This is a genomic window from Nonomuraea sp. B208 (genome assembly GCF_057536035.1).
This window is the reverse complement of sequence record NZ_BAAJOU010000028.1, coordinates 918,757-940,270: the sequence shown is the minus strand read 5'-3', so window position 1 is coordinate 940,270 and position 21,514 is coordinate 918,757. Positions and strand designations below refer to the sequence as shown.

19 protein-coding genes are annotated in these 21,514 nt (G+C 73.2%); 10 read left to right on the top strand and 9 right to left on the bottom strand.

Annotated elements, in window-relative coordinates; all coding sequences use genetic code 11:
- Position 1: 1 nt before the first annotated feature.
- Positions 2-1,183, bottom strand: a complete 1,182-nt coding sequence (locus tag AC27IY_RS40620) for an MFS transporter (protein ID WP_364453061.1) — start codon at positions 1,181-1,183, stop codon at positions 2-4.
- Between the two features lie 102 nt (positions 1,184-1,285).
- Between AC27IY_RS40620 and AC27IY_RS40615 the strand changes: the two genes are divergently transcribed.
- Positions 1,286-2,200 (top strand): EamA family transporter, encoded by a 915-nt coding sequence (locus AC27IY_RS40615; RefSeq protein ID WP_344215772.1) that lies wholly within the window; start codon positions 1,286-1,288, stop codon positions 2,198-2,200.
- Positions 2,201-2,502: 302 nt separating this feature from the next.
- Here the strand turns inward: AC27IY_RS40615 and AC27IY_RS40610 are convergent, their stop codons facing one another.
- From AC27IY_RS40610 to AC27IY_RS40590, 5 genes are read right to left on the bottom strand one after another with little or no spacing between them, the layout of a single operon-like run.
- Entirely contained in the window at positions 2,503-3,180 is a 678-nt protein-coding gene (locus AC27IY_RS40610; RefSeq protein WP_329575119.1) for a GntR family transcriptional regulator, read from the bottom strand.
- Between the two features lie 13 nt (positions 3,181-3,193).
- Positions 3,194-4,153 (bottom strand): ornithine cyclodeaminase family protein, encoded by a 960-nt coding sequence (locus AC27IY_RS40605; RefSeq protein WP_423470421.1) that lies wholly within the window; start codon positions 4,151-4,153, stop codon positions 3,194-3,196.
- The gene (locus AC27IY_RS40600; RefSeq protein WP_487181204.1) at positions 4,150-5,115 is read right to left on the bottom strand and encodes a proline racemase family protein; all 966 of its coding nucleotides are present in this window, start codon (positions 5,113-5,115) and stop codon (positions 4,150-4,152) included. The genes AC27IY_RS40605 and AC27IY_RS40600 overlap by 4 nt, the downstream gene beginning before the upstream one ends.
- On the bottom strand, positions 5,112-6,113 hold the full coding sequence (locus AC27IY_RS40595) for a proline racemase family protein (RefSeq protein WP_364453072.1): 1,002 nt from the start codon (positions 6,111-6,113) through the stop codon (positions 5,112-5,114). Before AC27IY_RS40595 ends, AC27IY_RS40600 begins: the two co-directional genes overlap by 4 nt.
- A 10-nt stretch (positions 6,114-6,123) precedes the next feature.
- Positions 6,124-7,020: a dihydrodipicolinate synthase family protein gene (locus tag AC27IY_RS40590; protein WP_487181203.1), complete on the bottom strand. Its 897-nt coding sequence runs from the start codon at positions 7,018-7,020 to the stop codon at positions 6,124-6,126.
- 120 nt (positions 7,021-7,140) lie between these two features.
- Here AC27IY_RS40590 and AC27IY_RS40585 point away from each other — a divergent pair, with 120 nt between their 5' ends.
- Together AC27IY_RS40585 and AC27IY_RS40580 are read left to right on the top strand one after the other, a co-directional pair.
- A complete protein-coding gene (locus tag AC27IY_RS40585) occupies positions 7,141-8,130 on the top strand; it encodes a COX15/CtaA family protein (RefSeq protein WP_449951493.1) in 990 nt (329 codons plus the stop codon).
- 62 nt (positions 8,131-8,192) lie between these two features.
- Positions 8,193-8,891: a SanA/YdcF family protein gene (locus tag AC27IY_RS40580; protein WP_423470417.1), complete on the top strand. Its 699-nt coding sequence runs from the start codon at positions 8,193-8,195 to the stop codon at positions 8,889-8,891.
- A gap of 6 nt (positions 8,892-8,897) precedes the next feature.
- On the opposite strand, the gene AC27IY_RS40575 is transcribed toward AC27IY_RS40580, so the two are convergent.
- Positions 8,898-10,085 carry a PrsW family intramembrane metalloprotease gene (locus AC27IY_RS40575; RefSeq protein ID WP_423470416.1) on the bottom strand — a complete coding sequence of 396 codons (1,188 nt, stop codon included), beginning with the start codon at positions 10,083-10,085 and terminating at the stop codon, positions 8,898-8,900.
- Positions 10,086-10,184: 99 nt separating this feature from the next.
- On the bottom strand, positions 10,185-11,129 hold the full coding sequence (locus AC27IY_RS40570; protein WP_371246947.1) for a heme o synthase: 945 nt from the start codon (positions 11,127-11,129) through the stop codon (positions 10,185-10,187).
- A gap of 270 nt (positions 11,130-11,399) precedes the next feature.
- On the opposite strand from AC27IY_RS40570, the gene tkt reads away from it, so the two are divergent.
- From tkt to pgl, 6 genes are read left to right on the top strand one after another with little or no spacing between them, the layout of a single operon-like run.
- Positions 11,400-13,493, top strand: a complete 2,094-nt coding sequence (gene tkt / locus AC27IY_RS40565) for a transketolase (RefSeq protein WP_423448961.1) — start codon at positions 11,400-11,402, stop codon at positions 13,491-13,493.
- A 9-nt stretch (positions 13,494-13,502) separates the two neighbouring features.
- Positions 13,503-14,594, top strand: a complete 1,092-nt coding sequence (tal, locus tag AC27IY_RS40560) for a transaldolase (RefSeq protein WP_344215793.1) — start codon at positions 13,503-13,505, stop codon at positions 14,592-14,594.
- Positions 14,594-16,189, top strand: coding sequence for a glucose-6-phosphate isomerase (locus tag AC27IY_RS40555; protein ID WP_487181230.1), 1,596 nt, complete (start codon positions 14,594-14,596; stop codon positions 16,187-16,189). Before tal ends, AC27IY_RS40555 begins: the two co-directional genes overlap by 1 nt.
- Before the next feature lie 22 nt (positions 16,190-16,211).
- Positions 16,212-17,792: a glucose-6-phosphate dehydrogenase gene (gene zwf, locus AC27IY_RS40550; RefSeq protein WP_371247565.1), complete on the top strand. Its 1,581-nt coding sequence runs from the start codon at positions 16,212-16,214 to the stop codon at positions 17,790-17,792.
- The gene (locus AC27IY_RS40545; protein WP_364453093.1) at positions 17,793-18,707 is read left to right on the top strand and encodes a glucose-6-phosphate dehydrogenase assembly protein OpcA; all 915 of its coding nucleotides are present in this window, start codon (positions 17,793-17,795) and stop codon (positions 18,705-18,707) included.
- A gap of 32 nt (positions 18,708-18,739) precedes the next feature.
- Positions 18,740-19,513: a 6-phosphogluconolactonase gene (pgl, locus tag AC27IY_RS40540; protein WP_423449027.1), complete on the top strand. Its 774-nt coding sequence runs from the start codon at positions 18,740-18,742 to the stop codon at positions 19,511-19,513.
- Positions 19,514-19,520: 7 nt separating this feature from the next.
- Here pgl and add read toward each other — a convergent pair whose 3' ends face one another.
- The gene (add, locus tag AC27IY_RS40535; RefSeq protein ID WP_487181200.1) at positions 19,521-20,633 is read right to left on the bottom strand and encodes an adenosine deaminase; all 1,113 of its coding nucleotides are present in this window, start codon (positions 20,631-20,633) and stop codon (positions 19,521-19,523) included.
- 96 nt (positions 20,634-20,729) lie between these two features.
- Between add and AC27IY_RS40530 the strand changes: the two genes are divergently transcribed.
- Positions 20,730-21,473, top strand: coding sequence for a class I SAM-dependent methyltransferase (locus AC27IY_RS40530; RefSeq protein WP_487181199.1), 744 nt, complete (start codon positions 20,730-20,732; stop codon positions 21,471-21,473).
- Positions 21,474-21,514 lie beyond the last annotated feature (41 nt).

Here is a 21,514-nt window from a genome sequence, read left to right as displayed (position 1 = left end):
GTCAGCCCGCCCGTACGCCGCCGTAGCGGCGGCGGGTGAGCGCGGCCACGGCGGTCAGCGGCGCCGCCGCGACGGCGGCCAGCCCGAACAGCAGCGGATAGCGGCCCGCCTCGGCCAGCGGCCCGGCCGCCCACGAGGAGACGGCGCTGCCGACGAAGAGCGCGGCGGCGAAGAACGCGATCGTGGTGCCCCGTGCCTGCGGCACGACCGACGTCGCCCAGGTCTGCAGCGACGAGTGCAGGAACGACCAGCCGCCGCCGAGCAGCAGCGCGGTGACGGCCACGGTGACGAGGTTCACCGTCGCCGCCGCCAGCGCGAAGCCCGCCACGAGCTGCGCCCCGCCCACCGTCATCAGCAGCGGCGCGGGCCAGCGTCCCGACAGCCGCTTGACCAGCTTCGCCTGCGCCCAGAGCCCGATCCCGTACGCGGTGATGCCGAGCCCCGCGAGGGCGGCCGCGACGCCGGAGTGCTCCAGCGCCGGGGCGAGGAACGGCATCACGCCCAGCATGATCGCGCCCTCGGTGAAGGCGAGCGCGAAGACCAGCAGCGCCCAGCGCTGCCCGAGCACCATGCCGAGGAAACGCCGCACGCCCGCAGGAGCGCCGTCGCGGGCCGGCTCGGGCAGCGAGCGCAGGGCCAGCGCGCAGGCCAGGGCGCAGGCGGCGGGCACGGTGAAGGCGGCCCGCCAGCTCACCAGCCCGGCGAGCGCGCCGCCGAGCCCGGTGGCGAGGGCCGTGCCGAGCGCGGTCGCGCTCATGAGGTCGGTGAGCGCCCGCTGGCGCAGCGCGGGCCGTACGGTGTCGCCCACGTACGTGAGCCCGGTCGGGATCACCGCGCCGAAGCAGGCGCCGGTCACCACCCGGGCGGCCACCAGCGCCCAGAGCGCGGGCATGAGCGCCGAGACCAGCCCCGCCACGGCCGCGCCCACCAGCGCGCCGCGCATGACCCGCACCCGCCCGAACCGGTCGGACAGCACGCCCCACAGCGGCTGGGTGAGGCCGTAGGCCAGGTAGTAGCCGCTGGCCGCGGTGACCGACGCCGACAGCGGCACGCCGAGGTCGGTGGCGATGACGACGAGCATGGGGCTGACGGCGAAGCGGTCGAAGCTGCTGACGAACGACGCGGCGGACACGCCCAGCGGAGGAGCGGAGAGGCTGACGGCGGGGGCGGGGGCGGCGTCCATGACGTACCACCTTAAACGTGCCCCTAAATGCGGAAATGCCGGGCATCCCGAGTAAGCTCTACCGGTCCGCTCCCCTTCCCTTTCCCATGAGGAGTCACGTCCGTGACCGCCTTCGCCCTGGACGATCCGTTCGAGCGCGGCTCCGGCCTGCCGCGGCCGGGCAACCTGCTGCGCGCGGCGGCCGACTCGATCCCGCCGTCCTCGCTGGTGCTGCTCGCGATCTTCTCGGTGCAGCTGGGCGCGGGCCTGGCCAAGGAGCTGTTCGCGGTGCTGCCGCCGAGCGCGGTGGTGTTCCTGCGCATCGCGGCCGGCGCGCTCATCATGGGGGCCTTCGTCCGGCCGCGGCTGAAGGGGCTGACCTGGCGTGACTGGGCGGTCGGCGTCGGGTTCGGCCTGACGCTGGCGCTGATGAACCTGTCGTTCTACGAGGCGCTGGCCCGGCTGCCGATGGGCATCGCCGTGGCGATCGAGTTCCTGGGGCCGCTGGGGGTGGCCGTCGCGGCCTCGCGGAGGCGGATCGACCTGCTGTGGGTGACGCTGGCGGGCACCGGGGTGGCGCTGCTCGCGCCCTGGGGCGATTCGGCCTCGGCGAGCTGGGCCGGCATCGGCTTCGCGCTGGTGGCGGGGGCCTGCTGGGCGGGGTACATCCTGCTGTCGGCGGCGGCCGGGCGGCGGTTCCCCGGCACGAGCGGGCTGGCGTTCGCGATGATGGTGTCGGCCGTGGTGATCGCCCCGGTCGGGGTCACCACCGGCGGGGCCGATCTGCTGCAGCCGCACCTGCTGCTCATCGGGGTGGGCGTGGGGCTGCTGTCGTCGGTGATCCCGTACTCGCTGGAGCTGCAGGCGCTGCGGCGCATGCCGCCGCAGGTGTTCGGCATCCTGATGAGCCTGGAGCCGGCCGTGGCGGCGCTGATCGGCGTGCTGCTGCTGGGCGAGATCCTGAACGCGCAGCACTGGGTGGCGATCGTCTGCGTGGTCGCCGCCAGCCTGGGCTCGACCAGGCGCGGCAAGGCGTAGACGGGAGGAGGGGTCCGCCGCGCGCCCCGGGACGGGAAACTCGTGGGCGCGCGGCGGAGGGCTCGGCGTCTATGGGCGGGGTGGTGCCGAGCCCGAGGAAGGCCAGCGGAGGGCGGGTTCCGCGTGACCGAGTTCGTGGAGTGCCGCCCTGCTCCTCGCGACGGGGAGCGCGGCCGGGCCGCGGGGGCGGTGGGGGTGGGCCCTGTCGAATCTTCCGGCGGGCTCGCATCGAGATTACCTCGCGCGGTGAAAGCTCGATCCCCGAATGTGCAAACTCGTCCCCGGGAGCCGGCGGTCCGGGCTCAGGGCTCGGCGTGGGCGGCCCAGATGCCGCGGACGTGGCCGATGTGCTCGTCCATGAGCCGGGCCACGGCCTCGCCGTCGCCGCCGGCGAGCGCGTCGAGCAGCGCCAGGTGCTCGCGGGCCGAGTCGCCGAGCGCGTCGCGTTCGGAGAGCTGGGACAGGCCGTAGAGCCGGGCCCGGTTACGCAGGTCGCGCACCACGGACACCAGGCGCGCGTTGCCGGACAGCGCCAGCAGCTCGACGTGGAAGCGCAGGTCGGCGTCGACGTAGGCGAGCAGGTCGCCGGCCTCGCCGGCGACGACGATCTCCTCGGCGATGGGCCGCAGCCGCTCGAACGCGGCGGCCTCCAGGGTGCCGGCGAGCCTCGCCACCGTCGGCACCTCGATGAGACGGCGCAGCTCGGTCAGCTCGTCGAGATCGCGGTCGGACAGCTCGGTCACCCGGAAGCCCTTGTTGCGGACCGCCTCGACCAGGCCCTCCTTGGCCAGGTCGAGCATGGCCTCGCGGACGGGGGTGGCGGAGACGCCGAACTGGGCGGCCAGCACCGGGGCGGAGTAGACCACGCCGGGCCGCATCTCGCCGGCGATCAGCGCGGCGCGCAACGCCTGCGCCACCTGCTCGCGCAGGCTCTGGCGCTCCCCCACCGCCGGCAGGTCGAGCCGGTCTGCGGCAGCCATCCGCCCTCCCTGTCTACGCTCCCTCGCCGGTTTCGCCGCCCGCCCACGCCTCGTAGGCGGCGGCGGCCACCACGAGGTCCTCCCACGCCATGCCGGTGCTCTTGAACACCCGCGGCCCGGCGCCCACCGGCACCGCTCCCGCGACCAGCTCGGCGAGGTTGCCCGCGAGATGACCAGAGGTGATCGTACCGTGGCGGATCGGAACGATCACATCGCCGGCCTCCTCCAGCGCCGCCGAGCGCGCCTCGACGACCACGGTGGCGCGGGCGACGAGGTCGCCGTCGAGCTCGCGGGCGTCGGGCTCGTGGGAGCCGACCGCGACGACGGTGACGCCGTCGCGGGCGAGCTTACCGGGGAACAGCGGTTCCCTGGCGGTCGTGCAGCAGGCGATCAGATCCGCCTCCGCCACGGCGGCGGCGGCCTCCTCGGGGCCGTGGGCGCGGGCGGGCAGGCCGGCGGCCCGGCAGCGCTCGGCCAGGGCGGCGGCGCGGGCGGGGTCGCGGCCGACGACCGTGACCCCGGTGATCGGGCGGACCTCGCGCAGGGCGAGGACGTGCCCCCATGCTTGCGGCCCGCTGCCGAAGACGACGAGCCGGCCGCCCTCGGGCCGGGCCAGGTGGCGGACGGCCAGCGCGGAGACCGCCGGGGTGCGCAGCGAGGTGAGCGCGATGCCGTCCAGCGCGGCCAGCGGGGCGAGGGTGGCGCCGTCGAGCAGCAGGTACGTCCCCTGGATCCGGGGCAGCCCCCGCTCCGGGTTGGCGGGCGCGATGGAGACGGCCTTGACGCCGACGTAGCGAGGGGTGGCCGCGGGCATGAGCAGGAGCTGCCCGGCGGGCACGGCCACGATCGGCCGCTGCGGGGTGGCCTCCGGGTCGAGCCCGTCGCGCAGCGCGTCCTCCAGGACCCGCACGGCCCGGCCCATCGGCACCAGCCGCTCGACCGTGGCGGCGTCCAGGTACGGCAGATCGCTCATCGCAGCACGAACCCCGTTCCGATCGGGTCCTCGGGATCCAGCTCGAAGACGTGCCGCCCGGTCCGGTACGCCATGCCCTCGATCTCCGGCACGATCCCCTCCTTGACGACCTCGGCCACCCGAGCGACGAACGAGCTGCCGACGACACTGTGGTGCACCAGCGTGCTGCGCAGCCCGGCGTCGTGCAGCAGGGCCAGCCGGGCGGCGGTGCCGGAGCCGCACGGCGAGCGGTCCACCTCGCCGTCGGCGAAGACGGTGACGTTGCGCTGGTGCGCCGCCCCGTCCACGTCCGGCAGCTCGTCGTGGAAGATCACGCCGTAGACGCCGGACAGCCGGTCGTCGCCGGGGTGCTCGGTGGCCGGATGCCCGGCCAGCGCGGCTTTGATGCGCCGGGCGTGCTCGACGAGCGCCGTCAGGTGCCGGGGCTCCACGGACAGGCCCACGGCGGCGGCCGGCAGCGAGGCGTAGATCGCGCCCCCGTAGGCCAGGTCCACCCGGACGCCGCCCGCCTGGACGTCCCGCGCGAGCACGTACGACGGCACGTTCACGAACGTGACCGCCCGCACCCGCCCGCCGGAGGTGCGCACCCGGGCGGTGACCCGCCCGGACGGCACGTCGATCACCACGTCGGTCACGCCGTCCCGCGGGGCCGCCACCAAGCCCTCGTGCACCGCGTACGCGCCGAGCGCGATCGTGCCGTGGCCGCAGGCGGTGGAGAACCCGTCCTTGTGCCAGAACAGCGCCCCGAGGTGCGCGCCCGGGTCGTTCGGCGGGACCAGGAAGCAGCCGTACATGTCGGCGTGGCCGCGCGGCTCGTGGCAGAGCAGCCGGCGCAGGTCGTCGGCCTGCTCCATGGCGGCGATCCGGCGGGCGGGCACGTCCTCGCCGGGGAGGTCGGGCCCGCCGCCGGTGACGATGCGGAACGGCTCGCCACCGGTGTGGTAGTCGACGGTGGTGATCACAGTTCGAAGCCCTCCGGGAAGGGGTCGCGCGGGTCGAGGAAGTATTGGGCGGTGCCGGTGACCCAGGCCCGGCCGGTGATCGACGGCAGGACGGCGGGCGCGCCGCCCACGGTGCTCTCCCCCAGCAGCCGCCCGACGAAGCGGGTGCCGATGAAGGACTCGTTGACGAAGTCCCGCTCCAGGGGCAGCTCGCCGCGCGCGTGCAGCTGGGCCATCCGGGCGCTGGTGCCGGTGCCGCACGGGGAGCGGTCGAACCAGCCGGGGTGGATGGCCATGGCGTGCCGGGAGTGGTGGGCGTCGGAGCCGGGGGCGGCGAAGTAGACGTGGTGGCAGCCCTGGATGCGCGGGTCCTCGCGGTGCACGGGCCGGTCGGCGGCGTTGATGGCCTCCATGGTGGCCAGGCCGGCGGCGATGATCTCGTTCTTGGCCTTGCGGTCGAAGGGCAGGCCGTAGGCGCCGAGGTCGACGATGGCGTAGAAGTTGCCGCCGTAGGCGAGGTCGTACGGGATCTCGCCGAAGCCCGGCACGGTGACGACGGCGTCGAGCCGGTCGCAGTAGGAGGGCACGTTGCGCAGGGTCACGGACTTGGCCATGCCGTCCTCGACGGCCACGTCCACCTCGACGAGCCCGGCGGGGACCTCCAGGCGGACGGTGGTGACCGGCTCGGTCACCTCGACCATGCCGGTCTCGACGAGCACGGTGGCCACGCCGATGGTGCCGTGGCCGCACATCGGCAGCAGCCCCGACACCTCGATGAACAGCACGCCGAAATCGGCGTCCGGCCGGGTGGGCGGCTGGAGGATGGCGCCGCTCATCGCGGCGTGGCCGCGGGGCTCGTTCATGAGCAGCTTGCGGATGTGGTCGAGGTGGTCGCGGAAGTAGATGCGCCGCTCGGCCATGGTGGCGCCGGGGACGACGCCGACGCCGCCGGTGATGACGCGGGTCGGCATGCCCTCGGTGTGCGAGTCGACGGCGTGGAGCACGCGCGTGGTTCTCATGCCGGAATCCTCACCTCAGCCCTTCCGCGAGCACCTTCTCCGTGGCGGCCCGGACAGCCGCCTCCTGCTCGCCGGTCAGCGGCTGCCTGGGCTGGCGGCAGGGGCCGCCGCGCCGGCCGGCCAGGTCCATGGACAGCTTGATCGCCTGGACGAACTCGGTCTTGGAGTCCCAGCGCAGCAGCGGGTGCAGCGTCCGGTACAGGGGCAGCGCGGTGGCGAGGTCGCCCGCGACGGCGGCCCGGTAGAGGGCGGAGGTGGAGGCGGGCAGGGCGTTGGGGTAGCCGGCCACCCAGCCGGTCGCGCCGGCCACGGCCAGCTCCAGCAGCACGTCGTCGGCGCCGATCAGCAGGTCCAGGCCGGGGGCCAGCTCGGCCAGCTCGTACGCCCGCCGCACGTCCCCGCTGAACTCCTTGACCGCCACGATCAGGCCCTCCTCGTGCAGCCTGGCCAGCAGCCCGGGGGTGAGGTCGACCTTGGTGTCGTAGGGGTTGTTGTAGGCCACGACCGGCAGTCCGGCCGCGGCCACCTCGCGGTAGTGGGCGAGTACGGCCCGCTCGTCGGCGCGGTAGGCGTTGGGGGGCAGCAGGAGCACCGAGCCGCAGCCGGCCTCGCGGGCCTGCTCGGCCCAGCGGCGGGACTCGGCGGCGCCGTACGCGCCGGCTCCGGCCATGACGTTGGCGCCGCCGACGGCGGCGACCGCGGTCTCGACGACCGCGGCCCGCTCCTCGGCGGTGAGCGTCTGGTACTCGCCGAGCGAGCCGTTGACCACGACGCCGTCGCAGCCGTTGTCGACGAGCCAGCGGCAGTGGTAGGCGTAGCCGTCGAGGTCGACGGACAGGTCGTCGCGCAGGGGCAGCGCGGTGGCGACCATGACGCCGCGCCAGGGCTTGCGTTCCGCCAGGGCCATCAGGGATTCCTCCAGGGGTGGGGGCACCGCTTACGGCTGTAATATGTCACATACTCTTAAGGCTGAGAAGCCCCCTTGCCGGTTCCGGGACCGCCCGCCACGGCCCGTACCATCGATGACGTGAAGCTCTCCACTGACCACCCCAACCTTTTCGTGCGCGGATTGGCCTCGTTCTGGGCCCCGACCCCACGGTCGATGCGCGCCTGGGCGCTGGCCTCGGTGGTGGCCAACGTCGGCATCACGGTGACCGGCGCCGGCGTGCGCGTCACCGCCTCGGGGCTCGGCTGCCCCACCTGGCCCCGGTGCACACCCGACAGCTTCGTCCCGGTGGCGCACCCCGAGGTGTCGATGCTCAACATGCTCGTCGAGTTCGGCAACCGGCTGCTGGCCTTCCTGGTGCTGGCCGTGGCCGCGGCCTGCGTGCTCGCGGCCTGGCGGCTCCTGCCGCGCCGCACGGCGCTGATGCGGCTGGCCCTGCTGCAGCCGGTCGGCGTGCTGGCCCAGGCGCTGTGGGGCGGTCTGGTGGTGCGCAGCGCGCTCAACCCGTTCACCGTGGGCATGCACTACCTGCTGTCCACCGGCCTCATCGCGGCCTGCTGGCTGCTGTACGCCCGCGCGGGCGAGGGCGACGGCCCGGTCAGGTCCGTCGTCCACCGGGACCTGCGCGTCCTCGCTCACGTGCTGCTGGGAGCGGCGTTCGTGCTGCTGGTGGTCGGCGTGGTGGTGAGCGGCACCGGCCCGCACTCGGGCGACGAGATCGCCTCCCGGTTCGACCTCGACATCGAGGCCGTGGCGCGGTTCCACGCCGACGTGGCCTACGTCGTGGTGGGGCTGACGTTCGCGCTGCTGTTCGGGCTGCGTGTGTCGGGGGCGCCCCTGGCGGCCCGGCGGGCGGCGCTCGCGCTGCTCGTGGTGGAGCTGGCGCAGGGCGTGATCGGCTACACCCAGTACTTCCTGGCGGTGCCCGCCGCGCTGGTGCTGCTGCACGTGCTCGGCTCGACCCTGGTCTGGATCGCCGCGCTGCGGGTGGTCACCTCGCTGCGTTCCCGCGACCCGCTGCCCGCCGCTCCCGCCGGCCCCTCCCCCGCCGAAGTGGCCGCCACTGTGTGATCGGTTATGCCAGGGTGTGTGGTGAGATGTCCGCCACTCCCCCGGCCTGGAAGGGGTGCGATATGTGGGGAAAGGTGCACCCCTCCCGGAAGGCGCTGCGGCGCGCGTACCAAGGGGCGGTGCTGCTGAGCGTGCTCGCGCTCGCGCCCATGACCTGGGCCTGGCTGAGCAGCTCGGGCCACCGCGTGACGGCCGAGGGCGCCGGCTGGACGGCCCCGGTGCCGCCGGCGGAGGCGGCGCTGGTGCTCGGCGCCGGCCTGTACGCCGGGCGGCCCTCGCCGATGCTGGCCCGCCGGCTCGACATCGCCGCCGAGCTCTACCACTCCGGCAAGGTGCGGGCGCTGCTGCTGTCCGGCGACAACAGCCGCGAGGAGTACGACGAGCCGACCGCGATGCGCGACTACCTGCGCGCCGAGGGCGTGCCGGACGCGGCGATGGTGCTCGACTACGCCGGCTTCGACACCTGGGACTCGTGCGTACGGGCCAGGCAGGTCTTCGGGGCCCGCAGCGTCACCGTCGTCACCCAGGAGTTCCACGTGCCGCGCGCGGTGACGCTGTGCCGCACGGCCGGGCTGGAGGCGTTCGGGGCGGGCGACGACTCCTCCCGCCGCTGGGCCGGGATCACCTACGTCTACGCCGCCCGCGAGCTGTTCGCCACGGCCAAGGCGTTCGCCGACGCGAAGGTCCTCGACGCCGACCCGGTCTTCCCGGGGCCACGGGAGACCACGCTCGCCCGCGCGCTCGCAGAACCGCGCCCCTGACGCCGGTCAGCCGGGCGCGCCCGGCGCGTAGCCGGGCGGGGGCGTGCCGCCCGCCACCGAGCGGGCGTGCCCGGGCGGCACGGGGAACTGCGCGCGCGCGGTGCTCATGCACTCCAGCAGCGCCCGCTGCTCCTCGTGGAAGGTCTGCTCGTCCACCATGTGACGGGCCGCCCGCTCGTGCAGCAGCCCCAGCTCGGTGGCCGCGAGCTGGTAGTCGGCCATCGCGCGCAGCCCGCGCTTGCCGCCGTACGCCTTGGCCCACTGCCGGGCCTGGCGGCGGCGGGAGAAGGCCGACAGCATGAAGATGTCGGCCTCGTTGACGAGCTTGGTCGGCTCGTACGCCGGCAGATAGCGCTGGATCAGCGCCACGATCCGCCGCCGGTCGCGGAACACCACGCCGATGAGCACGACCAGCACCACCAGCAGCGTGAGATAGGCCACCACGAGACCGGGGAAGCCGCCGTAGGAGGCCAGGCCGTTCCACAGGCCGTGCAGGATCATCGCCCCCGACCAGCCGGCCAGGATGAGGAACACCCGCTCGGAGCCGCGCTGGGCGGCGTACGCCACGGCCACGCCGATCATCGAGCTGAACAGCGGATGGGCCAGCGGGGACAGGATGCCGCGCAGCACCACGGTGACCGCGAGGCCCTTGACGCCCGAGGTGGACAGGGCCGCCAGGTAGTAGCTGACGTTCTCGCTCATGGCGAAGCCGAGGCCGACCATGCTGGCGTAGATGACGCCGTCGGTGGGCCCGTCGAGCTCGGCCCGGCGGAACCTGAGCAGGCCCAGCAGCACCAGGCCCTTCATCGTCTCCTCGACCACGGGAGCGCCGAAGGTGGCCGCGATGTTGCGCGCGCTGTCCTGCGACAGCTTGACGGTGTCCATGAAGTAGTGGAGGTTGAGCGAGTTGATCACGCCGGCGACCAGCACCGCGACGCCCGCGCCCCAGGCGAAGGCGAAGATGAGGTTGCTGCGCGGCTCGGGCTCCATGCGGTCGAGCGCGAGCACGGCGGCGAGCAGCAGCGGGACCGGCGCGAGGGCGAGCGCGAGGGCGATGAAGAACTGCACGGGCTCGCCGTTGAGTACGTCGAAGGAGAACGAGATCAGCGCGCAGATGCCGGTCAGGACCAGCCCGATGATCAACGTCGTCGACGGGCGGTCCTTCAACACCCAGCGTGGATCACGGCTCGCCATAGGGTGACCTTAACGGATCAGCGTGTCGGGGCCGGTGCCGGTCAGCCGCCCCGGACACCCACTCCTCACCGTACGGACACGCGGATCCCGGCGCCCGGCTCAGGCCAGCAGCGGGTCGATGGCGACGGCGAGGAACAGCAGCGCCAGGTAGGCGTTGGACCAGTGGAAGAAACGCATGGGCCGAAGGTCGACGCCCGTCTTGCCGGCGTTGAGCCTGGCCAGCAGGCGGTGCACCTCCCACAGGCACATGACGCCCAGCACGGCGGCCACGGCCGGGTAGAACAGCGTGGTGCCCGCGACCGGCCAGAGCGCCAGCGAGCACAGCACGGTCGCCCACGTGTAGGCGATGGACTCCAGGACGACCCGACGCTCGGTGGCGACCACCGGCAGCATCGGCACCTTGGCCGCCGCGTAGTCCTCCTTGTAGCGCATGGCGAGGGTCCAGGTGTGCGGCGGCGTCCAGAAGAACACGACGCCGAAGAGCACCAGCGGGGCCCAGTCGAGCCGCTCGGTGATGCCCGCCCAGCCGATCATCACCGGCATGCAGCCCGCGATGCCGCCCCAGACGATGTTCTGGGCCGTGCGCCGCTTGAGGATCATCGAGTAGACCAGGACGTAGAACAGGATCGCGGCGAGCGAGAGCACCGCCGCCAGCCAGTTGGTGGTGACCCACAGGCCGGCGGTGGACACGATCCCGAGCACGATCCCGAAGATCAGCGCGCCGCGCGGCGACACCTGGTGCCGGGCGAGCGGGCGCCGGCGGGTGCGGCGCATCTTCTGGTCGATGTCACGGTCGACGTAGCAGTTGAGCGCGTTGGCGCTGCCCGCCGACAGGGTGCCGAACACCATGACGGCGACCGACGTCCACAGGGGCGGCAGGCCGCCGGCCGCGAGGAACATCACCGGCAGCGTCGTGATCAGCAGCAGCTCGATGATCCGCGGTTTGGTGAGCGCGATGTAGGCCTTTACGATCATGCCGATCGAGCGCGGCGCCTCCACCTGCGGAGATCGGGCCGTCGCCTGCCTGTTGGTGAGCACCGTCAAGGCGCTTCCAGCCTGTGCGGGGTCAACGCGTAACCTCTGATTAGAGCGGATCCATGGTGGGCGCCGGTGACGCCTCTGCGAACAAACAAACTGTAGTCGCAGGGACGGCCGGTCCGGCCAATGGGGGGCTTTGCGCCATGCATGGACACGCACGCGCCGATTGGAATTGATCGCCTGCTCCACTCGGTTAGGGTCCCTGTGGGCGGGATAGCCAACCGGCACAGCCAAAACATCGAGAATCCGGAGATCGAGCACTTGAGCAGCGAACTCGTGCCAGCCCTTGAATGGACCGACCTGGACGACCAGGCGGTCGACGTCGTTCGAGCCCTGGCGATGGACGCCGTGGAGAAGGCGGGCTCGGGTCATCCCGGCACCGCCATGAGCCTGGCCCCCGCCGCATACCTGATGTTCCAGCGTGTGATGCGTCACGACCCGACCGACCCCAACTGGCTGGGTCGCGACCGGTTCGTCCTGTCGTGCGGCCACAGCAGCCTGACGCTCTACATCCAGCTCTACCTTTCCGGCTACGGCCTCACGCTGGACGACCTGCGCCGGCTGCGCCAGTGGGACAGCCTCACGCCCGGCCACCCCGAGCACGGCCACACGGCCGGCGTCGAGACCACGACGGGCCCGCTGGGCCAGGGCCTCGGCAACGCGGTCGGCATGGCGATGGCGGCCCGGCGCGAGCGCGGCCTGTTCGACCCCGACGCCGAGGCCGGCGCCTCGCCGTTCGACCACCACATCTGGTGCTTCGTCAGCGACGGCGACATCGAGGAGGGCATCAGCCACGAGGCCAGCGCCATCGCCGGCCACCAGAAGCTGGGCAACCTCATCGTGGTGTGGGACGACAACCACATCTCCATCGAGGACGACACGCTGATCGCGAAGTCCGAGGACGTCGTCAAGCGCTACGAGGCCTACGGCTGGCACACCGAGAGCGTCGACTGGACCTCGGGCGACGACTACCACGAGGACGTCCAGGCGCTCTACGACGCGCTGGAGGCGGCGAAGGCGGAGACCGGCCGGCCGTCGTTCATCCGGCTGCGCACGATCATCGGCTGGCCCGCGCCCAACAAGCGCAACACCGGCAAGATCCACGGCTCGGCGCTGGGCGAGGCCGAGGTGGCCGCCACCAAGCAGGTGCTGGGCATGGACCCGGCCAAGACCTTCGACGTGCCGGACGCGGTGCTCGCGCACGCCCGCGAGGTGGTCCAGCGCGGCCGGGCCACCCGGTCCGAGTGGGACAAGCGTTACGCCGAATGGCGGCTGGCCAACGCCGAGCGCGCCGCCGAGCTCGACCGGATCTCGCACCGCGAGCTGCCGGCCGGCTGGGCCGCGGCGCTGCCGTCGTTCGAGCAGGGCGGCTCGATGGCCACCCGCAAGGCCAGCGGCGAGGTGCTCAGCGCGCTCGCGCCGGTGCTGCCGGAGCTGTGGGGCGGCTCGGCCGACCTCGCCGAGTCCAACAACACCACGATGAAGGGCGAGCCGTCCTTCATCCCGGAGGAATACCAGACCAAGGAGTTCCCCGGGAACCGCTACGGCCGCACGCTGCACTTCGGCATCCGCGAGCACGCGATGGGCGCCATTCTCAACGGCATCGCGCTGCACGGCGGCACCCGCCCCTACGGCGGCACGTTCCTGGTCTTCTCCGACTACATGCGCCCGTCGGTGCGCCTGGCCGCGCTGATGAAGCTGCCGGTCATCTACATCTGGACGCACGACTCCATCGGCCTCGGCGAGGACGGCCCCACCCACCAGCCGATCGAGCACCTGTGGTCGCTGCGCGCGATCCCCGGCCTCGACGTGGTGCGCCCGGCCGACGCCAACGAGACGGCCTACGCCTGGAAGACCGTGCTGGAGCACAAGGACCGGCCCGCCGCCCTCGCGCTGACCCGCCAGAACCTGCCGGTCTTCGACGGCACCAGCGCCGACGGCGTGGCCCGCGGCGGCTACGTCCTGCGCGAGGCCTCCGACGGCCAGCCCCGGGTGATCCTCATCGCCACCGGCAGCGAGGTCGAGCTGGCCGTACGCGGCCGCGAGCTGCTGGAGGAGCAGGGCATTCCCACGCGAGTGGTGTCCATGCCGTGTGTCGAGTGGTTCAACGGGCAGGATTCCGCCTACAGGCAGACCGTCCTGCCGTCGTCGATCAAGGCTCGGGTCGCGGTCGAGGCCGGCATCGCCCTCGGCTGGCACGAGTACGTCGGCGAGTGCGGCGAGGTGGTCAGCCTCGAACACTTCGGCGCGTCGGCCCCGTACAAGACTCTGTACGAGCAGTTCGGGCTGACGGCGGAGCGCGTCGCGGCGGCGGCCAGGGCGAGCCTGGCGAAGCTGGGTCAGGACAAGGGCGAGACGACGGGAAACTGAGACAAGACGATGAGCGAGATCCTCAACAAGCTGTCCGGCCAGGGCGTGGCCATCTGGCTCGACGACATCAGCCGTGAGCGCCTGCGCAGCGGCAACCTGGAGCAGCTGATCCGCGAGAAGAACGTCGTCGGGGTCACGTCCAACCCGACGATCTTCGCGGGCGCGCTCAGCAAGGGCGACGCCTACGACGCGCAGCTGCACGACCTGGCCGTGCGCGGCGTCACCGTCGAGGAGGCGGTGCGCGCGATCACGACCTACGACATCCGCTGGGCGGCCGACGTCCTGCGCCCGGTCTTCGACGCCACCGGCGGCGTGGACGGCCGGGTGTCGCTGGAGGTCGACCCGCGCCTGGCGCACGAGAGCGACAAGACCGTGGCCGAGGCCCGCGCCCTGTGGTGGATGGTCGACCGGCCCAACCTCATGATCAAGATCCCGGCGACCATGGCGGGCCTGCCGGCGATCACCCAGGCGATCTCCGAGGGCATCAGCGTCAACGTCACGCTGATCTTCTCGCTGGAGCGCTACCGCAAGGTCATGGACGCCTGGCTGGCCGGCCTGGAGGCCGCGCAGGCCAAGGGTCTCGACCTGGCCTCCATCGAGTCGGTGGCCTCGTTCTTCGTCAGCCGCGTCGACAGCGAGATCGACAAGCGCCTCGACCAGCTCGGCAAGCCGGAGCTGAAGGGCAAGGCGGGCGTGGCCAACGCGCGGCTGGCGTACGCGGCGTATGAAGAGGTCATGAACTCCGAGCGCTGGCAGCGCCTGCGCTCGGCCGGCGCCCGCCCGCAGCGGCCGCTGTGGGCCTCGACCGGCGTCAAGAACCCCGACTACAGCGACACGCTCTACGTCGACCAGCTGGTCGCCCCCGGCACCGTCAACACGATGCCGGAGAAGACGCTCGACGCGAGCGCCGACCACGCCGACATCACCGGTGACACCGTCCGCCCCTTCTACGAGCAGGCCTGGAACACCATGGCCGCGCTCAAGGACGCCGGCGTCGACTACGACGACGTGGTGCGCCTGCTAGAGGAGGAGGGCGTGCAGAAGTTCGAGGCGTCCTGGAACGAGCTTCTGGAGAGCGTCAGCAAGAACCTGGTTCCGTGATGGAGGTGCACTACCGCGAGGAGGGGGTGGCCGAGGCCGCCTCCTCCGTCGCGGGGCGCCTCGTCGCCGACGGCGTGCCGGCCCGGCTCGCCGCCGGCGATCCCACGCTGTGGGACGAGGACGCCGAGGGGGAGACGGAGGGCGGGCGGCCCTTCCGCGTCCCCCGCGAGCTGCTCGCCGAGCTGGACGCGGTGGCGGCGCGGCTGCGCGCCGCCGTCGAGCCCGGCGGGGAGGGGCCGCATGTCGTGCTGATCGCCACGGGCTGCGCCGCGCTGGCCGCCGAGGCGATCTGCGACACGGCCGACGTGCCGCTCACCGTGCTCGACACCGCCGACCCCGGCCAAGTGCGCCGGGCGCTGGCCGACCGCCCGGAGTCCACGGTGGTGGTCGCCGCCGCTGATACCGCCGAGGGCGACGCCTGCCTGCGCCTGTACGAGGAGCTGTTCCAACGGGCGGGCCTCGCGCCCGCCGGCCGCGTGGTGGCGGTGGCGGACCCCGGCACGCCGCTGGCGGAGCACGCCCGCGAGCGCGGCTACGCCGTCGTGCCGGCCGGCGAGGGCGGCGCGCTGTCGGCCGCCGCGCTGCTGCCCGCCGCGCTGGCGGGCGCCGACGTGGCCCGGCTGCTCGACGACGCCGAGGAGGTGGCCCCCCTGCTGTCGCGCGACGTCGGCAACCCCGGCCTCGACCTCGGCGCGGCGCTCGGCGGCGCGGCGCTCGCCGGGCGCGACAAGCTGCTGCTGGAGGACCGGCTCTCGCCGATCGCCGGACTGCCCGACTGGGTCGAGGCGCTCGTCACCGCGGCGACCGGCAAGCAGGGCCGCGGCATCCTGCCGGTCGTCGGCGCCGACCCGCTGCCCGCCGCGGACGAGCTGGTCGTCGGCCTCGACACCGACCTCGGCGACGTCCGCGTGGACGGGCGGCTCGGCGCGCAGTTCCTGGTCTGGGAGTACGCCACCGCCGTGGCCGCGCTGCTGCTGGGCGTGGACCCCGACGACCGGCCCGAGACGGCCGAGCAGGAACGCCAGGCCGCCGCCCTGCTCACCCTGCCCGACCTGCCCACCGGTGCGCTCGCGCTGACGGACGGCCCGGTCGAGGTGTACGGCGCGACCGGCGCCAAGGACCTGCGGGGCCTGTTCGCCGAGCTGCTGCACGCCGTCCCCCCAGACGGCTACCTGGCGGTGACGGCCTACCTCGACCGCCTGGCGGCCTTCGACGCTCCGGTGCTGGAAGGCGCCGACTTCGAGCAGATGACCGACGCCTGGATGATGGCCGACCCGGCCACGCTGCGGGCGCTGCTGGCGCTGCGTACCGACCGTCCGGTGACGTTCGGGTGGGGGCCGCGCTACCTGCACGGCGCGGGGCAGTATCACAAGGGCGGGCCCAGGAACGGGGTGTTCCTGCAGATCACCGGGGCAGTGGCCGACGACGTCGCGGTTCCCGGCCGGTCCCGCACCACGCTGGGCCGCCTTCAGCTCGCCCAGGCACTCGGCGACCTGGAGGCGCTGGAGACGCGGGGGCGGCCCGCCGTACGCCTGCATTTGACCGACCGCGCGGCGGGTGTCGCGCACCTGCTCGCAGCCGCACAGGAGGTTTGAGATGACAGAGCCTGCAGCACCCATGGAGGAGTCCGTGACCGTGGCGGCGGCCGTCGCGGGCACCGCCACCACGATCGAGGCCGCCGCCGCCAACCCGCTGCGCGACCCCCGCGACAAGCGGCTGCCGCGGGTGGCGGGGCCCTGCGTGATGGTGTTGTTCGGCGTGACGGGCGACCTGGCCAAGCGCAAGCTGTTGCCGGCGATCTACGACCTGGGCAACCGGGGGCTGCTGCCGCCCGGTTTCTCGCTGGTCGGCTTCGCCCGGCGCGATTGGAAGGACCAGGATTTCGCCCAGCTGACGCACGACGCCGTCAAGGCGCACGCCCGGACGCCGTTCCGGGAGGAGGTCTGGAAGCAGCTGCTCGAAGGCATCCACTTCGTCCCGGGTGAGTTCTCCGACGACGGCGCCTTCGACGCCCTCGCGATGGCGCTGAACGAGATCGACCAGACCCGCGGCACCGGCGGCAACTACGCCTTCTACCTGTCGGTTCCGCCCAAGTTCTTCCCCGTCGTGGTCGAGCAGCTCAAGCGGACCGGTCTCTCCGACGCGCCCGAGGGGTCGTGGCGGCGGGTGGTCATCGAGAAGCCGTTCGGGCACGACCTGCAGTCGGCGCACGAGCTGAACGAGATCACCACCTCGGCCTTCCCGGAGAGCTCGATCTTCAGGATCGACCACTACCTGGGCAAGGAGACCGTCCAGAACATCATGGCGCTGAGGTTCGCCAACAACCTCTACGAGCCGATCTGGAACCGCGGCTTCGTCGACCACGTGCAGATCACGATGGCCGAGGACATCGGCATCGGCGGGCGCGCCGGCTACTACGACGGCATCGGCGCGGCCCGCGACGTGATCCAGAACCACCTGCTCCAGCTCCTCGCGCTGGTGGCGATGGAGGACCCGACCTCGTTCGACGCCTCCGCCCTGCGCAGGGAGAAGGAGAAGGTGCTGCGGGCGGTGCGGCTGCCCGCCGACCTCAAGGCCTACACCGCGCGCGGCCAGTACTCCGCGGGCTGGCAGGGCGGCCAGAAGGTCGTCGGCTACCTGCAGGAGGAGGGCATCTCCGCCGAATCGACCACCGAGACCTACGCCGCGATCAAGCTGGAGATCGCCAACAGGCGCTGGGCGGGGGTGCCGTTCTACCTGCGCACCGGCAAGCGGCTGGGCCGCCGGGTGACCGAGGTCGCCGTGGTGTTCCAGCGCGCGCCGCACCTGCCGTTCAGCAAGACCGACACCGAGATCCTCGGCCAGAATGCCCTCGTCGTACGGGTCCAGCCGGACGAGGGCATCACGGTCCGCTTCGGCTCCAAGGTGCCGGGGACGGCCATGGAGGTGCGCGACGTGTCCATGGACTTCGCCTACGGCGAGTCGTTCCTGGAGTCGTCGCCGGAGGCGTACGAACGGCTGCTGCTCGACGTGATGATCGGCGACCCGCCGCTGTTCCCGCACCAGCGGGAGGTGGAGCTGTCCTGGACGATCCTCGACCCGATCGAGGAGTTCTGGGCCACGCAGGGCCAGCCCGAGCCCTACGAGTCGGGCTCGTGGGGCCCTCAGTCGGCCGACGCGATGATGGCCCGTGACGGCCGGGTGTGGAGGAGACTCTAGATGACGACGTTCATGCTGTCGGACACGACGGCGGGCAAGATCTCCGCGCAGTTCACGCATCTGCGCCACCAGATGGGCGCCCCCGCCATCGGCATGGTGCTGACGCTGGTGGTGGTCTGCGAGGAGCGGCACCAGTACGACGCGCTGCGCGCCGCCACCGAGGCGGCCCGCGAGCACCCCTCGCGCATCATCGTGCTCATCACCCGCGAGCCGGACGAGCCGATCAGGCTCGACGCCGAGCTGCGCATCGGCGAGAACACCCCGGGCGAGGTGGTCGTGCTGCGCCTGTACGGCGAGCTGACCCACCACGCCGACTCGGTGGTCAGCCCGCTGCTGCTGCCGGACACGCCGGTGGTGGTGTGGTGGCCGGGCAGGGCGCCCGAGTCGCCCTCCAAGGACCCGATCGGCGCGCTGGCGCAGCGCCGCATCACCGACGCCAAGGGCTTCGACGGCGGCGGCGTGCAGTCGCTGGTGACCCGGGCCAGGGGGTACGCCCCCGGCGACACCGACCTGTCGTGGGCCCGGCTCACGCCGTGGCGGAGCCTGCTGGCGGCGGCGTTCGACCAGCCGGTGGCCAAGGTGCGCAAGGGCGTGGTGGAGGCCGCGGCCGGGCACCCGAGCGCGCCGCTGCTGGCCGCGTGGCTGTCGGAGCGGCTGGGCGCGACGATCAAGGTGACCGACTCCGACGGGCCGGGGCTGACCGCGGTGCGGCTGCAGACCGGCGACGGTGAGCTGGCCGTGGTGCGCGCCGACGCCCGCCTGGCCACGCTCTCCCGTCCCGGCCAGCCCGACAGGAACGTCGCCCTGGCCCGGCGCACCACCTCGGAGCTGATGTCCGAGGAGCTGCGCAGGCTGGACAGCGACGAGATCTACGAGGCCGCGGTGAAGCGGTTCGCGCGGACGTACAAGGGATGACACGAGAGACCGTGACCACGAAACAGGCGTCTGTGAGCGCCCCCGGCATCGTCGTCCACCGCAACGCCGACGTCCTGGCCAAAGCGGTGGCGGCGCGGATCATCACCCGCCTGGTCGACGCGCAGTCGGCCAAGGGCTCGGCCTCGCTGGTGCTCACCGGCGGGACGGTGGGCATCGCCACACTGGCCGCGATCGCCGCCACGCCGGCCCGCGACGCGGTCGACTGGCGGCGGCTCGACATCTGGTGGGGCGACGAGCGCTTCCTGCCGTCGGGCGACAAGGAGCGCAACGAGACCGGCGCCCGCGAGGCCCTGCTCGACCACGTGGACGTGGACCCCGCGCGGGTGCACGTGATGCGCGGCCCCGACTCGGGCATGACGGCGGAGGAGTCGGCCGAGTCCTACGCCGCCGAGCTGCGCGCCGCCGCCCGGCCGGAGGACCACGGGCCGGTGCCCGGGTTCGACGTGATGCTGCTCGGCATGGGTCCCGACGCGCACGTGGCGTCGCTGTTCCCCGGCCTGCCCGCCCTGTACGACACCCGCCCCGTGGTGGCCGTGCACGGCTCGCCCAAGCCCCCGCCCACCCGGATCTCGCTGACGCTGCCGGCCATCAAGGCGGCCCGCGAGGTGTGGGTGGTCGCGGCCGGCGAGGAGAAGGCCGGGGCGGTCCACCTGGCCCTGTCGGAGTCCGGGCCCGTCCAGGTGCCGGCGGCCGGGGCGCGCGGGCGGCAGCGGACGCTGTTCCTGCTCGACCGGGCGGCGGCCGGGAAGATCCCGCCGGGGCTGGGCCGCCTGGCCTCCCCCTGACGCGCGCTCAGCCGGCCCTGCCATCCATTGGGCCATCCATTGGGCCATCCATTGGGCCATCCATTGGGCCCTCCGTGGGGCCGGTCAGCGCGTCGATCTCGGCGAGGAGCGCCCGCTTGCGCTCCTCCGCCAGGTACGACGCCCGCACCCCGTTCGCCGCCAGCTCCGCCAGCTCGGCGCGGCCGAGGCCGAACACCCGGGCGGCGACCTGATACTCCTCGGCCAGCGTCGTCGCGAACATCGGCGGGTCGTCGCTGTTCAGCGTCACGTACAGCCCCTCCTCCAGCATCCGGGGCAGCGGATGGTCCTCGATGCGGGCGATCTGCCCCGTGCGGAGGTTGGAGGTGGGGCAGACGTCCAGCGGCAGCCGGGTCTCGCGCAGGTGCGCCACCAGGCGGGGGTCGGCGAGGCAGTTGATGCCGTGGCCGATCCGCTCGGCGCCGTAGCCCTCGATGACCTCCCAGATCGTCTCGGGCCCGCTCATCTCTCCGCCGTGCGGGACGCTGTGCAGGCCGGCGGCGCGGGCGGCGGCGAAGGCGTTCCGGTAGGCGTCGCGGTACTTCGGGCGTTCCTGCTCGATCCCGCCGATGCCGAAACCTACCAAGGCGGCGGGAGGTTCCTGGAGGGCGTGGTCGAGGGTGACCCTGGCGGCCTCCTCGCCGTACTCGCCGGGGATGTCGAAGATGTAGGCGATCTCCACGCCGTGCTCGGCGGCGGCGCGGCGGGCGGCGAGGTCCAGTGCCTCGGTGACCGCGCGCATCGGGAGGCCGACGACGTGGTGGGCGTACGGGGTGACCTGCAGCTCCGCGTACCGGCCGCCCTGGGGGGCGAGGTCGCGGGCCAGCCCGAGCACGAGCGTGGCGATGTCCTCCGGCTCGCGGACGAGCTGGTTGACCGCCCCGTAGACGCGGGCGAAGTGCGGGAAGTCGCGGAAGGTGTAGAAGCGGCGCAGCTCCTCCTCCTCGCGCGGGACCTCGGTGGCGCCGGGGTGGCGGCGGGCCAGCTCCAGGACGGTGGGGACCGAGGCGGAGCCGACCAGGTGGACGTGCAGCTCGACCTTGGGGAGCGCGGCGATGAACGCGTCGAGCGCGGGGCCGGGAGTGGTCTCTGTCGTGGTCATGGCGATGACCTTAAGCGCGGCGATTCGCGTCCCGGTAGGGAAATCAGGCGAATTTGACGTAGATATGTGAGCTTTCTGCTGGGCTAGGGTGAGGGCGTGGTGAACGCCGACGCCTACGACCGCGGGTTCGCCCGGCTGAGCCGGCACGCCGTCGCGCCCCTTCTCGCCCGCTCCCGGAGCGCGCGGCGGCTGCTCGACGTGGGCTGCGGCAGCGGGGTGGTCACGGAGGCGGCGCTCGCCCTGGGGGCCGTGGTGACCGCCGTCGACGCCGACCCGGCCATGGTGGAGCTGACCACGCGGCGCTTCCCCGGCGCGGCGGTCCGGCGGGCCACGCTGCCCGACCTGCCGTTCGGCGACGGGGAGTTCGACGCCGTCGCGGGAAATTTCATCATCAACCACGTGCCCGACACCGGCGCGGCGCTGCGCGAGCTGCGCCGCGTGCTGCGGCCCGGCGGGACGCTCGCCCTGAGCTGGTGGGCGGCCGGGGAGATGACCGCCACCGCCGTCCTCGCCGACGCCATGGAGGCGGCGGGCCTTTCGTCCGAGGCGCCGCCCCGGCCCTTCGCCGCCGACGCCGGCCCAGAATGGTTCGCGGCGCTGCTGACGGAGACGGGGTTCGCGGGCGCGGAGGTGGAGAGCGTGCGCTGGCGGCACCGGGTGGACCTCGACGCCTGGTGGACGGACGTCGTGGGGGCGGGCGGGGCCAGGTTCGGGGCGATCGGGCGGCAGCCGCCGGCGGTGGCCGGCCGGGTCCGGGCGCACTACGAGCGGCTGGCGGCGCCGTACGCGCGTGACGGCTTCCCGGTCCGCGCCCACATCGCCCACGCCCGCCGTCCCTGAGCCGCGAGCTCACCGACGCAGCCGCCACGCACGGGCGAGAC